The sequence below is a fragment of the Rodentibacter mrazii genome (assembly GCF_001998825.1).
GTDB classification, from domain to species: domain Bacteria; phylum Pseudomonadota; class Gammaproteobacteria; order Enterobacterales; family Pasteurellaceae; genus Rodentibacter; species Rodentibacter mrazii.
This window is the reverse complement of record NZ_MLHG01000094.1, coordinates 1-15,341: the sequence shown is the minus strand read 5'-3', so window position 1 is coordinate 15,341 and position 15,341 is coordinate 1. Positions and strand designations below refer to the sequence as shown.

The 15,341-nt window shown below is 39.1% G+C and carries 11 protein-coding genes; 7 read left to right on the top strand and 4 right to left on the bottom strand.

Annotated elements, in window-relative coordinates; all coding sequences use genetic code 11:
* The 4 genes from BKK47_RS11270 to pdxH all read left to right on the top strand — a co-directional run.
* Positions 1 to 744: YadA family autotransporter adhesin (locus BKK47_RS11270; RefSeq protein WP_208603980.1), on the top strand; the 744-nt coding region annotated here is incomplete at its 5' end.
* Between the two features lie 232 nt (positions 745 to 976).
* A complete protein-coding gene (locus tag BKK47_RS11265; protein ID WP_077494920.1) occupies positions 977 to 2,617 on the top strand; it encodes an ABC transporter substrate-binding protein in 1,641 nt (546 codons plus the stop codon).
* A gap of 204 nt (positions 2,618 to 2,821) precedes the next feature.
* Positions 2,822 to 3,589: a HugZ family heme oxygenase gene (locus tag BKK47_RS11260; protein ID WP_077494919.1), complete on the top strand. Its 768-nt coding sequence runs from the start codon at positions 2,822 to 2,824 to the stop codon at positions 3,587 to 3,589.
* Positions 3,590 to 3,664: 75 nt separating this feature from the next.
* A complete protein-coding gene (gene pdxH, locus BKK47_RS11255; RefSeq protein ID WP_077494918.1) occupies positions 3,665 to 4,297 on the top strand; it encodes a pyridoxamine 5'-phosphate oxidase in 633 nt (210 codons plus the stop codon).
* A gap of 84 nt (positions 4,298 to 4,381) precedes the next feature.
* Here pdxH and phoA read toward each other — a convergent pair whose 3' ends face one another.
* Complete coding sequence (phoA, locus tag BKK47_RS11250) at positions 4,382 to 5,785, bottom strand: alkaline phosphatase (protein WP_077494917.1); 1,404 nt, start codon at positions 5,783 to 5,785, stop codon at positions 4,382 to 4,384.
* Between the two features lie 325 nt (positions 5,786 to 6,110).
* Here phoA and BKK47_RS11245 point away from each other — a divergent pair, with 325 nt between their 5' ends.
* Positions 6,111 to 7,358, top strand: a complete 1,248-nt coding sequence (locus BKK47_RS11245) for a NupC/NupG family nucleoside CNT transporter (RefSeq protein WP_077494916.1) — start codon at positions 6,111 to 6,113, stop codon at positions 7,356 to 7,358.
* A gap of 85 nt (positions 7,359 to 7,443) precedes the next feature.
* A complete protein-coding gene (gene deoD, locus BKK47_RS11240) occupies positions 7,444 to 8,163 on the top strand; it encodes a purine-nucleoside phosphorylase (RefSeq protein ID WP_077494915.1) in 720 nt (239 codons plus the stop codon).
* 119 nt (positions 8,164 to 8,282) lie between these two features.
* Here deoD and BKK47_RS11235 read toward each other — a convergent pair whose 3' ends face one another.
* The 3 genes from BKK47_RS11235 to BKK47_RS11225 form a co-directional block, all read right to left on the bottom strand.
* Positions 8,283 to 9,359 carry a DUF1176 domain-containing protein gene (locus tag BKK47_RS11235; RefSeq protein WP_158074772.1) on the bottom strand — a complete coding sequence of 359 codons (1,077 nt, stop codon included), beginning with the start codon at positions 9,357 to 9,359 and terminating at the stop codon, positions 8,283 to 8,285.
* Between the two features lie 118 nt (positions 9,360 to 9,477).
* Positions 9,478 to 12,927, bottom strand: a complete 3,450-nt coding sequence (locus tag BKK47_RS11230; RefSeq protein WP_077494913.1) for an acyl-[ACP]--phospholipid O-acyltransferase — start codon at positions 12,925 to 12,927, stop codon at positions 9,478 to 9,480.
* Entirely contained in the window at positions 12,924 to 13,565 is a 642-nt protein-coding gene (locus tag BKK47_RS11225; RefSeq protein WP_077494912.1) for a MerR family transcriptional regulator, read from the bottom strand. Before BKK47_RS11225 ends, BKK47_RS11230 begins: the two co-directional genes overlap by 4 nt.
* A gap of 375 nt (positions 13,566 to 13,940) precedes the next feature.
* On the opposite strand from BKK47_RS11225, the gene BKK47_RS11220 reads away from it, so the two are divergent.
* Complete coding sequence (locus BKK47_RS11220) at positions 13,941 to 15,290, top strand: hypothetical protein (protein ID WP_077494911.1); 1,350 nt, start codon at positions 13,941 to 13,943, stop codon at positions 15,288 to 15,290.
* Positions 15,291 to 15,341 lie beyond the last annotated feature (51 nt).

Genomic DNA, 15,341 nt, shown 5'->3' with positions numbered 1-15,341 from the left:
AATGCAACCGTCAATGGCGACAGCCTTGTCAAAGGTAATGCAACAATTGAGGGTACAACCACCACTCAAGATCTTTTGGTGAATGGTGACAGTACCACGAAGGGGAATTCAACGATTGGAGGAAACTTAACCGTTGAAGGCAATACTGTTTTACAAGATGTAACGATTAATAGCTCTTTAACTCTTGCGGATAATGCGAAAATTGATTTAGGTAATTCTGATATTGAAGGTAGCTTTAATATTTATGGAAATACCGACAAAAAAACGCTTAGTCAGGCATTGGATCAATTACAAATGACCGGACCACTCGTCTATGTTGATCCTAAAACAAGTAAAGATGTTCAACATCAAACAGATGTTGTCAGACTCAATAGCGGTTCGGATAAACCTGTACGGGTGACAAATGTCGCTGATCCTAAGGAAGCCAGCGATGCAGTAAATCTCGGTTATTTTGACAAGAAATTGTCACTAAATATGCGCGATGTGCATAATCGTATTAATCGGGTTGATCGCCGCTTACGCAGTGGTATCGCTTCCGCTGTTGCAATGAGCTTACTACCGCAATCTTATCGTGCAGGTGAAAGTATTGTGAGTGTTGGTGGTGGTACTTACCGTGGTGCATCGGCAATCGCAGTGGGCTATTCCAGAGTGACTGACAATGGTCGCGTTATTATCAAAATCGGTGGTAGTGCGAACAACTCTGGAGATTATGCCGGTGGTGCAGCGGTTGGTTGGAAGTTCTAATTAACCTAAAAGTGCGGTCAAAATTAGCAAAGTTTTTAATCTTTGCCTTGGCTGCCCTAAATCTGATATAAATAATGAGCGTACTTTAAGTACGCTCATTTTGTAATATGTAAACGATAATGCTGTATGCTCGGTATTCACTGTTGTTAAACTTAATTATAAATTGTTATTTATGATCTGCGCATCGAGAACCATACCTGCTACCGATCTAATTTAAACTGAGGACACAACTATGAAATTAAAAACAAGCCTAACATTTGTGGCTGCTTCACTACTTTTAGCAGCTTGTGATCAATCCGATTCCGCAAATAAAAATACGCAGACTGCAACCCCAAGCACATCAAATAACACCTTCGTTTATTGCACGGCAAAACCACCATTAGGATTTAGTCCGGCATTGGTGATGGAAGGAACATCGTATAATGCAAGCTCACAACAAGTGTATAACCGCTTGGTGGAATTCAAAAAAGGCTCGACTGATATTGAACCGGCTTTGGCAGAAAGCTGGGATATCAGCGATGACGGTTTAACCTATACTTTCCATTTACGCAAAGGTGTGAAATTTCATATAACGAAAGAATTTACGCCAAGCCGTGATTTTAATGCGGATGATGTCATCTTTTCATTCCAACGCCAGCTTGATCCTAACCATCCGTATCACAATGTTTCAAAAGGGACTTATCCGTATTTCAAAGCAATGAAATTCCCTGATTTATTGAAATCTGTGGAAAAAGTGGATGACAATACGGTGCGTATTACCTTAAACAAAAAAGATGCGACATTCTTGGCAAGCCTGGGTATGGACTTTATTTCTATTTATTCCGCCGAATATGCGGATACGATGATGAAAGCCGGTAAACCGGAAACGATTGATAATCGCCCCGTGGGAACCGGTCCGTTCATTTTTGTGGATTATAAAATCGACCAAGCGGCACAATATGTGGCAAATGAACATTATTGGAAAGGCAGAACACCGCTTGATCGTTTAGTTATCAGCATTGTGCCTGATGCAACAACCCGTTATGCCAAACTGCAAGCCGGTACTTGTGATTTAATTTTATTCCCGAATGTGGCTGATTTAACAAAAATGAAAACCGATCCGAAAGTACAACTCTTAGAACAAAAAGGGTTGAACGTAGCATATGTCGCATTCAATACGGAAAAAGCCCCGTTCGATAACGTAAAAGTTCGCCAGGCATTGAATTATGCGGTGGATAAAAAAGCGATTATTGATGCGGTATATCAAGGTGCCGGTACACAGGCTAAGAACCCGTTACCACCAACCATTTGGAGCTATAACGATGATGTTCAAGATTATTCATACGATCCGGAAAAAGCGAAGCAACTCTTAGCAGAAGCGGGCTATCCGAATGGCTTTGAAACGGATTTTTGGATTCAACCGGTGGTGCGTGCTTCCAATCCGAATCCAAAACGTATGGCTGAACTGATTATGGCGGATTGGGCAAAAGTAGGAGTAAAAGCCAATCCGGTTACCTATGAATGGGCTGATTATCAAAAACGAGCAAAAGCCGGAGAATTAACTGCCGGTATTTTCGGTTGGTCAGGCGATAATGGTGATCCAGATAATTTCTTATCACCATTATTAGCCAGCGCTAATGCAGGAAACTCAAATTATGCCCGTTTCAAAAACCCTGAATTTGATGCCTTATTAAACAAAGCACTCGGCTTAAGCAATAAAGAGGAGCGTGCGGCACTTTATAAACAAGCTCAGATTATCGTCCACGAACAAGCACCTTGGATTCCTGTGGCTCACTCCGTTGGATTTGCTCCATTAAGTCCACGCGTAAAAGGCTATGTTCAAAGCCCGTTCGGTTATGATGCCTTTTATGGCGTGAGTGTTGATAGTAAATAATGGCTAATGAAAAGTGCGGTTAAAATTGACCGCACTTTTTTTCTTACCCTGCCTATTTCTTACACCAATTTCGCAAATAAGAATAATTATATTTTGCAAAATATCTATAAAATCCTTTTTTCTTCCGTATAATGGTTTGGACTATTTCTTTTATTTGTAAATTTGTGAAAGGGTGAAAAAATCACCAACAAAATAGGAGCTCAAATGGATTTCAATCGAATTATCACTCACATGAATGATCATCATCAAGATGATATGCTCGCCCTTTGTAAAAAATTTGGTGGAGAAAAAGAGGTCACCGAAATCAAACTGATTAACGTTGATTTTGGCGGTTTAGATTTTGAATACAACAATGGCAAAAAACTACGCATAGAATTCCCTCAACCTACAGATGAAAATTCAATCAAACAAGCCATCATTACGCTCTGCGTCGAAAATAAACCCGTAGAAAACTATGGTCGAATCAAAACAAAAATTGATGAATTTCGCCAAAGTATAAAAAGTTGTGTACTTGCAACGCTTGATGCTGAAGGTACACCTATCGCTTCTTACGCTCCCATCATTTCTCTTGATGGTAAAAACTATATTTATATCAGTGCTATTGCGGAACATTACGACAATTTAAAGCGAAATCCGAATCAAGTTGAAGTCATGTTTTTAGAAGATGAAAGCCAAGCCAAATCAATTATTGTACGCACCCGCCTTCGCTACAAAGCCACTGCCCGGTTTATACCAAGAGAAGATCCGATCGTAGAAAAAGCCCTTGATAAATTAGCCGAAGCCATGAACGATGTCGGCGGTATTAAAACCATTAGAGATTTTACAGATTTTGATCTCATTGAATTGACATTTGGGGCAGGGCGATTTGTACGTGGTTTTGGTCAAGCCTACTCAATTAGTCCAAGCGGTGAAATTTCACACATTGGTGCCAAAGGCAACCCCCACGAAAAAGCCGCCTCTAATCAATCTTAATTGACGAACGTTCTTGCAAGATCTATCCTAGCCTCAGTATTTTCACTGGAGCTTTTTCTTGCAAAGGAGACAAAAATGGATTTGCATAATATTCGAGAAGAGTACCGCAAACGGGTACTGTCCCAACATGATTGTCATGAAAATCCGATTTCACAATTTGAATTATGGATGAATGAAGCCATAACAAGCCAAGTCAATGAAGCAACAGCAATGAATGTTGCGACGGTGGATGAAAACGGCAAACCAAGCAGCCGTATGGTATTACTCAAAGAAGTTAATCAACAGGGTTTCGTTTTCTTCACTAACTACCACAGTAAAAAAGGACGCTCTATTGAACATAATCCCTATGTTGCCCTAACTTTCTTTTGGCCGGAGCTGGAACGCCAAGTTCGTATTGAAGGCAAAGCCGTTAAAATTTCAGATAAACAATCCGATGAATATTTTGCCAGCCGACCTTACACAAGCCGTATTGGTGCTTGGGCAAGCAAACAAAGTGCGGTTATTTCCGGCTACAAATCTCTATTGGCAAAAGCTACGCTTATTGCTGCTGAATATCCGATTAACGTACCGCGTCCAGCACACTGGGGCGGATATTTAGTCACACCTGATTGTGTCGAATTTTGGCAAGGTCGCCCGAGCCGTTTACACGATCGTATTCAGTATCGCCTCGAAAATAATATTTGGATTCGCGAACGTCTTTCACCTTAAAAAACCAAAACTAATCATTAATCACTATAAAAAATAAAGGGAGCAATCCTATGCTCCCCTTTGTGTTACGTTTTGAACGGTAAATTATTTACCCTGTAATGCCTGTTTAATGATAAAGAAAATATCCGTTTGATCTAACAATCCTGAAAACTCATAAGCTTTCGGCCCGTAAGCGGCAATGCGGAGCTGGCTTCCTGTATGTTGTTGATCATCTGCTTCTTTTCCAGTACCGTAACTAATCGTCATGATCGAATTATCTTTTGCTTTAAGCGTTTGAGTTAAACCTGCCGGTTTTGCTTTATTCGGCACTAATTGGCTGGTGTGAGCGTGATCCGCAGTCACAATCACTAAAGTTTGCCCGTCTTTGCGAGCAAATTCCAAGGCTGATTGTACCGCTTCATCCAAATCAACGGTTTCACCGATTTGTCCGCAAGGGCTTGCTTTATGATTTTGCTTATCAATAGAAGCGCCTTCAACTTGTAAGAAAAAGCCATTCGGATTTTCTTTTAGTAGCTCAATAGCTTTTTCTGTCATCTGAGCTAAATTTGGAATTGTTGTATCACGTTCCGGATTGGCTTGGCACTCTATCGGATTAGCATGATTCCCCTCCAAAGTGGCTTGTCCGCCTAACCAACGAACAGGCATATTTCCAGCGGAAAATAACCCTAGAATAGGAAACTTATTGTTTTTATCCAATTTATTTAATCCTTCAAGGTTATTCACTAAGCTAAATCCTTTATCGACCGCTTGTTGCCATAATGTACGGTCTTTAAACTCTCCCGCATTAGGCTTTTCATCAAAGGTTTTACGCCCACCGCCAAAAACAACGTCTAGAGGATTAGATAAAAATTGCTCGGTGATAGAACCTAACCCACCGTTTTCTAAAGCACTTTCCGGGCATCGTTCAGCGGTTGCTACCGGACCATAACATTTTCGGTGGCTAATATGTGCTAAGAGAGCGGCAGGCGTTGCGTCTTGAATTTCAGCAGTGGTAACATTGCCTGTACCTTTCCCCAACTTTTTGGCAATTTCCGCCAAATTTATTGCCGGTTTTCCGTAAACATCTACACCTATCGCCCCGTTATAAGTTTTAATTCCTGATGTCCACGCTGTCGCCGAAGCCGCAGAATCTGTAACCTGTTCAATAAGTTTTGTCTCTTTATCAAGCGCATAAGTCGTAATATGACCGGCAAAAGGCAAAGCATCAATTCCTTTAAATGCACCTGCTGCACCTTCCGCATAATTTCGAGCAATGGTAATTTCAGAATCACCCATTCCATCGCCAATTAATAAAATTACATTTTTAACTTGATTTTGTTCCAATAATTCACTTAATTGCGATTTTTTACTTTCAGTTAAACGCTTTGCTCCGCCTTGTTGAGAAATATCACCATTGATTGCATTCGGCTCAACCGCGTTAACCGACAACATAAAAACATTTAAAGATAAACCCAGTAATGCTTGTTTTCCTATTGATTTCAATTTCATTTTTTTCTCCTATCATATGAATTGAACGAAAGCATTCTAAAAAAGCATTATGACACTTTGATGACATCAAATTGAAATCTGTAATATTCCAACATTCGGTTAATTTTTCACATAATAAAATAGAAAAGCGCGGTCATTTTTTATAAAGAATTTTTAGTTGTACAGATGCCATATCAATAAACCTACAATACAAAAATGTGGTATCGATCACAGATTAATAATTTATTAGATAATTACATTACTTTTTTGGGAAAAAGTTCACACGATTCGGCAAAAAAACAGTAAAATAGCGCCAGTTTTTATCTTTAATAATTTTGAGGTGTGTATGGACGTTTTAATGAGTATTCTTGGTATGGTGGTATTAATTGCCATCGCATTGTTATTCTCAAATAATCGTCGAGCGATTAATTGGAGAACCGTAGTTGGGGCGTTCGTAATCCAAATTGGATTTGCCGCCCTTATTTTGTATGTGCCGGCAGGTCAAAAAGTGTTGGGAGCAACAGCCGATGCTGTGGCGAATGTTATTGCTTATGGTAATGAAGGGATTAACTTCGTCTTTGGCGGATTGGCAGATACAAACAACGCAGGCTTTATTTTTGCAGTAAAAGTATTGCCGATTATCGTCTTCTTCTCCGGTTTAATTTCCGTACTTTATTACTTAGGCATTATGCAAGTGGTGATCCGAATCATTGGTGGAGCATTGCAAAAAGTATTAGGCACATCAAAAGCAGAATCAATGTCTGCCGCTGCCAATATTTTCGTCGGTCAAACAGAAGCACCATTGGTGGTGAAACCTTATATCAGCCGCATGACGGAATCTGAGTTATTCGCCATCATGGTGGGTGGATTGGCTTCTATCGCAGGCTCGGTGATGGCTGGCTACGCCGGTATGGGTGTTCCACTCACTTATTTAATCGCCGCATCTTTTATGGCGGCCCCAGCAGGTTTATTGTTTGCTAAAATTATTTATCCGCAAACCCAGCAATTTACCGACATCCAACCTGAAGCAGATGACAGTGAAAAACCGTCTAATGTTTTAGAGGCTATGGCGGGTGGCGCAAGTAGCGGTATGCAATTAGCTTTAAACGTAGGTGCAATGTTGATTGCATTTGTGGCATTAATCGCGCTCATTAACGGTATTTTAGGCGGTGTCGGCGGTTGGTTTGGCTATGGTGATTTAACTTTACAGTCCATCTTTGGCTGGATCTTTAAACCGCTTGCCTACTTAATTGGGGTTTCTTGGGAAGAATCTGGCATTGCCGGACAAATGATCGGGATGAAATTAGCAGTAAACGAATTTGTGGGCTACCTTGAATTTACCAAATACTTACAACCGGATTCTGCAGTAATATTAAGTGAAAAAACCAAAGCAATTATTACTTTCGCCCTTTGTGGTTTCGCAAACTTCAGCTCCATTGCTATTTTAATCGGTGGTTTAGGCGGAATTGCACCGAATCGCCGTAGCGATATCGCCCGTTTAGGCTTAAAAGCCATTGTTGCAGGGACACTTGCAAACTTAATGAGTGCAACTATTGCAGGGCTTTTCATCGGATTAAGTGGCGCAGTGCTATAAAGTGCGGTCAGTTTTCTAATATGTTTTGCACCACAGTTAATGTGGTGCGTTTCTTTTTATCATTATCAATAAAGAGGTAAATATAATGACTCCACATATCAACGCACCGGCAGGTGCATTCGCAGATACCGTATTAATGCCGGGTGATCCGCTTCGTGCAAAATATATTGCTGAAACATTTTTAGAAGATGTCAAAGAAGTCACTAACGTGCGCAATATGCTAGGTTTTACCGGCACTTATAAAGGTCGTAAAATTTCAGTAATGGGGCACGGAATGGGAATTCCATCCTGCTCAATCTATGCCAAAGAATTAATTACCGAATACGGCGTGAAAAAAATCATTCGCGTCGGTTCTTGTGGCGCAGTAAAAATGGATGTCAAATTGCGTGATGTGGTGATCGGATTAGGCGCTTGTACGGATTCTAAAGTAAACCGTATTCGTTTTAAAGATAATGACTTTGCCGCTATTGCCGATTTCGGTTTAGCGAGTGCCGCAGTTGCAGCCGCAAAAGAGAAAGGCATTGCGGTGAAAGTAGGGAATTTGTTCTCGGCAGATTTATTCTACACTCCGGATGTTGAAATGTTCGATGTGATGGAAAAATATGGCATTCTAGGTGTTGAAATGGAAGCCGCAGGAATCTACGGCGTTGCAGCTGAATTCGGAGCCCGTGCATTAACCATCTGCACAGTTTCCGACCACATTCGCACTCACGAACAAACCAGTGCTGAAGAACGTCAATTAACCTTCAACGAAATGATTGAAATTGCGTTAGAAAGTATTTTAATTGACGATAAAAACGCCTAGTTCAAGGTTAAAAAAGAGCGGTCAAATTGACCGCTCTTTTTAATAGTGACGATTATCTCTTTTCTTCATTCTATTTGAATATTAGACACATCTTAATAAAATTTGGCGTACCACTGAGTTTAGGGAAGATAATTAATATCGACGACATAAGTCGGCATATCCCAAGCGCCTCCGGCAAAACCTCTACACATTCCCGTATCCGTGTCTAAAATGGGTTCAAATATTTTTCCGTTCCAAGCCGCTTTTCTGATTGACCAACAATCTCCTAATCCACGACCTTTCATTTCTGAGGAAATAATCCCTTTGCCATCATAACCGTTATACTCTCCAAAAGTCGAAACTTCCTGCTCAATTTTAGTCAGATCATGATTCATCACAACCGCCAAAGTCCAATAATTGTATGCAAAAAGTTCACAAGCGGCTTCAACCTGTTTCTTCCCCTCACTAAGTTCATAAACTGAAAAGAAATTATATTCATCATCCTCAGATAATCGAGAACACCCTTCATCAATGCCACCAAGCGGCTTTAACAATTTAAGCAAGCGTTGACCTGTTGGAGAGTCAAACTTAAAAATCTGTTTTCGGTCAGTATGGAATTTAGGAATATTTACAATGGGTTTATCAATTTGTTCTAATACGGGAGAATGACTATTTCCTTTCTTTAAAAATGCCGAGGGGGTATCCAGTCGCTTTTGAAATTCATCGGCTTTAAGCATAACAGCAGTAACACCCTGATCAGAAATTTTCCATACTTGCTTAGGTGTTCTAAATTCAATTTGGCTTGATTTCTTCGCTAAGCTACGAATAATTGCGTGAATTTGTTCGGAATTTAATCGTGCAAAATACTCCAAATTCGAATCATCCTTTTGATCAAATTTGATAATGCCCAAATCTCTTTGATCAATCCACAATTGAGCTTGTAAAGTACGGTCTCTTTCTTTTTCATCATAGATGTATTCTTCGACACGGGCTAAGCCGATTAATATTTCATTACCAGCCTTTCGTTCAATGTATAAAGATGCAGGATACGATTCTTCTCCCTCAGAATAACCATAGCCTGCCATACGACAAGTTCCGGTATTATCACATGCTAATTCCCAATCTTTATGTTGAAACCGAATCCCCTCTAACGCTTGCACCATGGTGCATTGTCCGAGCATATAAAAGCCGAACAATACAATTCGCCAATTTCCCATAATTCCCTCCTGGTAAGAACATCGTTCAGTAAAAATAAAGTTAATCTTAACAGTTTTTTTAATTCCGATAGCCATAAACCTAAGCGATCAAATTTCAAAATCTGACCGCTCTTTTACTTTATACACTTAATATTTCCTCCGCCAGTTTCTTCGCGCCTTTGAAATCCACTTTTCCACTCCCGAGAAGCGGGATTTCATCGACTAAGAATATTTGGCTTGGCAACATAATAGGCGGTACGTTGAGGGATTTAATTCGGGTGTTAATTTCCTCAAGACTGAGTGGCGATTTCACCAATAATACGACACTTTCACCTTTTTTCTCATCGTTCACCGCAATCGCAACAAATTGGTTTTCATCGTTCAACACTTGAGCAATATTTTCTTCCACATTGCCAAGGCTGATCATCTCGCCGCCGATTTTGGCAAAACGGGAATAGCGATCCACAATAGTGATAAAGCCGTTCTCATCAATATGCCCTTTATCCCCTGTTTTGTAATAACGCACGCCGTCAAGTTCGACAATAACTTCACTGGTTTTTTCAAGATCCTCCAAGTAGCCTTTCATCACTTGTCCGCCGCCAATGATAATCAAGCCATCTTCACCTGTTGGTAATTCTTGTAACGTATTCGGATCAACGATTTTGATAATCGTGCCCGGTAATGGCATACCCACTGTTCCCGCTTTGTTGAAGGTAAATTCTTTTAGGCTATCAGGATCTAAAATATTCGGCATATTGACGCTGGCAACCGGTGCGGTTTCGGTGGCACCGTAGCCCTCGTAGATGTCTAAACCGAATTTCAAACGGAAAGCTTCTTTCACGTCCGCTTTCAATTTTTCCGCCCCTGCGATCACCATTCTTACACTTTGTAGCATTAACGGATGCAATTTTTTATTGCGGGCATATAGACGGAAGAATGTCGAAGTACCAAACATAATACTCACGTTATGGCGCGCACACATTTTGCCTACTTCAGCGCCATCGGTCGGATCTGCCACACTCACCATTTTGATACCTTCACACAATGGCATTAGGGTCGTTACCGTTAAGCCGAAAGAATGGAAAATAGGCAAAGAATTTAAAATGACATCATCTTCTTGGAAGTTGAGCAATTCACTGACTTGTTTAATATTGGTGAGCAAATTTTTATGGCTCAATTCAATGCCTTTTGGCGTACCTTCGCTGCCACTACTGAATAAAATCGTTGCCGTATCATTCAAACGCACATCCGCAAAATACATTAATTTAATCCACCAACGAGGGGCGAAAAACGCCGTTAAAAGTGACCGCACTTTCTCACTTTTTGTGATTTTTTTGCCTAATTGTTCAGCAAAAATTGTTTTATCTGCCAGCACTTCATCAAAGGCAAAGCCTTTTGCATTCAGTTTATTTAAAAACTTTTCAGCGGTAATGACTTTGTTAATATTCGCCTTGGCAAGGGATTTTTCCATCACTTCAGGGCTGAGGGTATAATTCAAATTGACCGGCACTTTACCCATCACCATCAATGCCATATTCACAATGGCACCAATTGCCGAGCTTGGCAACAACACACCAACATTTTTCTCATCACCTAAAGTTTGTTTAAGTTGTTTGCCAAACATCAACACGGCAGCAATAAACTTGAGGTTATTCAGTTTCATACCCTGCCCGTCCGCCACACATTCCTTGAACAAGTTGGATTTTGCACTGTTCAACCAATGGTGCGTGATCGGTTTGCGTTTTGCTATCACTTTTTCCCACACAGAGAAAGAAAGCTCGAGCACTTTTTGTTTCATCGCCACCGCATCAATAAAGCCGTGAATCGGTTTACCGAACGCCACTAAAATTTCACGTTTACCTTGTTTTTTCGTAAGATTTTTATAGAAACTATCTGCACGGGAAAAACTGCTGCCCCATAAGCCACGTAAATAAAACGGTACGGTCGTCACGTTATCCAAATCTTTTAATACGTGTTCAAAGCCCTTTTTGAACTCATTGATCTGACCGTTGTAGCTGATATGCCCTTCCGGAAATAACGCTACCACTTCACCACGAACCAAGTATTCACGAATCATTTCAATGGATTCACGGCTTGAACCCGCCCCAATAGGGATCACACGGAAAATACGTAGGAACCAAGTCAAATACCATTTATTGTAAATCGGACGAAACATCACGAATTTAATCGCCCGTGGGCTTGCCGCCTGTAACACCATCCAGTCAATCCAACTAATGTGGTTACCTAACATTAACACACCGCCGCTTTGTGGGAGATTTTTTAATCCCTCTACGTGGAAACGGTAATTGGTCTTCAACAAAGGCAAGAGTAACAAACGGATGAATAAATGCGGAAGTTGCCACATCGCATAAAGGCTGCCTAATAAACAGGCCACGGAAACCGTTAAGAAAATACCGCTGGTGGAAAGGCTAAATTCGACGAATACAATGCTAAGTAGTAAAAAGCCGACCATAAAGACATTTTGGATAAAGTTGTTACCCGCCATAATTTTGCCGCTGATTTTTTCAGGAGCGAAATATTGAATGGTCGAATTTAACGGCACGATAAATAAACCGCCAAAAAAACCGAATCCGAAGGAACATAACATCAATGAGACATTGGTACTCACCAGTGTTAAACCAAAGATCGAAACAAAAATACCTAATGCACCAACCGGTACAATGCCTAATTCAATATGTAATCGGGAAGCACGCCCGGCAAGGTAAGACCCGATGATTAATCCCAAACCGCTTACCGCCAGAATAGCTTGAATAATCACCGCATTATCCGCATTAAACAGCGCTTTGTAATGGGCGGGGAACGCCGCCACAATCACTTGTGCAACGCCCCAGAAAAGGCTCAAGCCAATCACACTTAACCAAATATTTTTATCGCTACGCAAGGTACGGAGATTGTCTTTCAAATAGCCGAAAGATAAGTATTTAGTAGCAGAGAATGTTTCATTTTCTTCTTTTTCTTGTGGAAAGAAAGGAATTTTGAAAGCGAAAAACGCTTCAAGGGAACTAAACACGACTAAACCAATGCCAATCACCCAAACGCTTTGCAGCACCTCATTCGGATCATTAGAAGGCATATAATAACTTTCAAAGAAAATCGAAAACGCAAAAGAACTAAACAAAATCGCCACAATAGTTAAGGCTTGAATCACACCGTTAGCAAGCCCGATATTTTCCGTACCGACAATGGATTTGATAAGGCTATATTTAGCCGGAGAATAGACCGCACTTTGCGCGGCTAAAATCAGTGTTAAGGCAAAGGCAAGATAAAATTCGCCAATCACATAACTGAATAAAATTGCCGTTGAAATACCCACCGCAGCCAGGCTACTCCAGCGAATCACCTTGGTGCGACAGAATCTATCATTAATAAATGCCGAAGGGGAAAAAAGAAAAATAAAGGGTAATAAAATCATTGCATTGATTAACGCCGTTAGTACCACTAACGTATTGCCTTCAAAACTTTTCAACAACACATTTTGAATCGTGATTTTATGGGCTAAATCCACACTCGCATTCAAAAAGGCGATCGCCAAATAAGGTACAAAACCTGCATATTTTAGGAGTTTCATTTCACACTCTCCATTTGGTAAATTTTTAAAGTTTGCATATTGAACACATAAGGCTTCAGCACCAACAGTAAATCAAAAAGATGTTTCAGTTTTTCGTCTTTTTTCTCGCTGTCTTTTAGCGCTGATAAGGTGAGATTCACTTCTTGTGTCGCAAGCATTTTCGCTGTTTGTAAATAGGTTTTCACCATTTCACGTTCCGCCTCATTACAACGGCAAACAATGGCGAGAATATCCCGCTCTTTTGCAGTAAAAACGCCCTCGCGCGGATTAAGCAAGCCATCATCGACCATAGCTTGCAATTCAGTTTCAGAAATTGAGAATTCTTGACAAAGTTCTGATGGCAAAAAGGTTTCATTTTCCGCCCCCATAATAATACCAATCAGCGAAATTAAACTTTCGTAAGGATTTTGCCAATCAAAATTAGGGTGGGAAAAAAGTTGTTTAATTTGAGAAATGCTGGCACTGAAATTGGTTTGTAGATATTTAATAAATGCCAATAATTCCACACAGCGATCATCATAGAGATGAAAATTCGGTTTATCTTTCAAGGGTTCAGGCAATAGCCCTTCTTTCACATAGTACAATACCGTTGATTTCGGCGTTTGACTGAGCTTAACCAAATCATTCATTTTTAACATAAGGTTTCCCCTCTTAATTAAATTTGAAGAGAATTTTATACTTTATATCATAAAAAGTAAATAGTGTCACCTTACAGTTTTCAAGATAATAAAAACATAACCATGTTTAAAAATACTAAGAAAACCAACCGCACTTTAGAATTAATACGCCACCCAGATTTTTTCTGATTTCATTTTATCGGGGTGAAATAATTAGCACAGTCTATGAAATAAACAGTAAAAACGCTCTAAAATTAGCTTTGACATTTTTTAATCCACAGTAAGTTGAAATAGGTGTTTACACAAAATTTTAGATAGCGTATTTTCTATACTCACCGTACCTGTTGTACCAACACTCATATAGCTACTTATCAAAAAACAAGCAGGGGAAACATTATGACTCGCTTTCTTATCAGTATACTTTTTATTCTTATCCTTGCCTTTATTATTACTCTATTATCAGGAACTATACAAGCTATTCTTATTGGAGGTGCTATTTTCTATTATGTTATCTTCCTATTTATTTATGCCATTATTTGCTTTATCGCACAGGGATTTAACTCAAAACCTTTATCCGAATCAACAAAAACATTTTTACTTATTTCCACTATTCTCATCTTTCTGGGATATTTTATTTGGAATAATTATGACGCTCTTAATCAAGATAAAATTCGAAGACAGCTCTATACTGCAGCATTTCGTGAAGAGTTAGAGAATTTACCCCAAAAAGCGATGGTGCGAGCAAATCATAGTTCTTTTTTTGCCTCAGTTGAAAACTTAAAGGATAAAGATGGAAAACAATTAACTTTTAAATGGGGAGATTATGAGCTAGCCAGAGTTAATACTGTAGAAGGAGGAATATTTGATGTTGTAGCATTCAGCCCTATTCAGCCTGAAGTCATTCCAAATAAAATTCAATGTGATGGCCATTTTTATCTAACCCATAAAGATAAAAATCCTATGACTCTAGATTCAGGAAAAGAATATAGATTTGATTATTGCCCAGTGAAAGAGTGGAATATTAGATTAAATAACCAAGAAATCTCTTTGTATAGTTTTGAATTACATTATATTTTTAACCTTGAAATAGAGAACGGAGATAGTGAAAAAGTAAAAAATATAAAATCAGCAGCAACTAATTTAGGTATTAACGAAAAATATTTTTTTGCTGATTTACCTGGATATTTTAAAATTAATGATCTTTGGGTAATAGATACACCAATATTATTAATTGATAACAAAGCTAATCCTATTGCATTAATAGGAAATGCGATATCTCGTACAGGTTATACAACAAAAATTGGAGAATGCGCCATTAACGATAGCTATTTTAATGCATTATTTACAAATTTAAAAGATGAGAGTTTTTCTTTAAATATAGAAAACATTATTAATAAAAGTAAAGGATGTAATAATATAATTGAGTTTAAAGTTTATCTTAGTTATGTTAATGAAAAACTTGAAAAGAGAAAAGAGTTGGGTCGTATTACTAAGAATAATGTAATACTTCTTCAAGACTTTTCGAACATTCCAGAAGATACATATATTGAATGGTATCCTGAATATCCGCGTTTACATAGTTTATTTACTGAACATGGCAGTTTTTATTGGGGGGACCTAAATTTGTCTAATGTTGAAATTCATGGTAATACAGTTTGGACTTCTTTAGTAAATCATTTCCCTATGAAAATAGGAGATTTTTTTGTGATAAAGCCGCAATTTTTAAGCGTAATCTATATCCATTAGATAATTCTTTAGATAAAAAAAATTATTCATTAATAGGTTGTAATATTAATA

Excerpts from the sequence above, each read along its gene's own strand:
- deoD (WP_077494915.1), top strand. The coding sequence starts at position 7,444 with ATGACTCCACATATCAACGCACCGGCAGGTGCATTCGCAGATACCGTA.
- BKK47_RS11230 (WP_077494913.1), bottom strand. The coding sequence starts at position 12,927 with ATGAAACTCCTAAAATATGCAGGTTTTGTACCTTATTTGGCGATCGCC.
- phoA (WP_077494917.1), bottom strand. The coding sequence starts at position 5,785 with ATGAAATTGAAATCAATAGGAAAACAAGCATTACTGGGTTTATCTTTA.
- BKK47_RS11265 (WP_077494920.1), top strand. The coding sequence starts at position 977 with ATGAAATTAAAAACAAGCCTAACATTTGTGGCTGCTTCACTACTTTTA.
- BKK47_RS11260 (WP_077494919.1), top strand. The coding sequence starts at position 2,822 with ATGGATTTCAATCGAATTATCACTCACATGAATGATCATCATCAAGAT.
- BKK47_RS11220 (WP_077494911.1), top strand. The coding sequence starts at position 13,941 with ATGACTCGCTTTCTTATCAGTATACTTTTTATTCTTATCCTTGCCTTT.
- pdxH (WP_077494918.1), top strand. The coding sequence starts at position 3,665 with ATGGATTTGCATAATATTCGAGAAGAGTACCGCAAACGGGTACTGTCC.
- BKK47_RS11245 (WP_077494916.1), top strand. The coding sequence starts at position 6,111 with ATGGACGTTTTAATGAGTATTCTTGGTATGGTGGTATTAATTGCCATC.
- BKK47_RS11235 (WP_158074772.1), bottom strand. The coding sequence starts at position 9,359 with ATGGGAAATTGGCGAATTGTATTGTTCGGCTTTTATATGCTCGGACAA.
- BKK47_RS11225 (WP_077494912.1), bottom strand. The coding sequence starts at position 13,565 with ATGTTAAAAATGAATGATTTGGTTAAGCTCAGTCAAACGCCGAAATCA.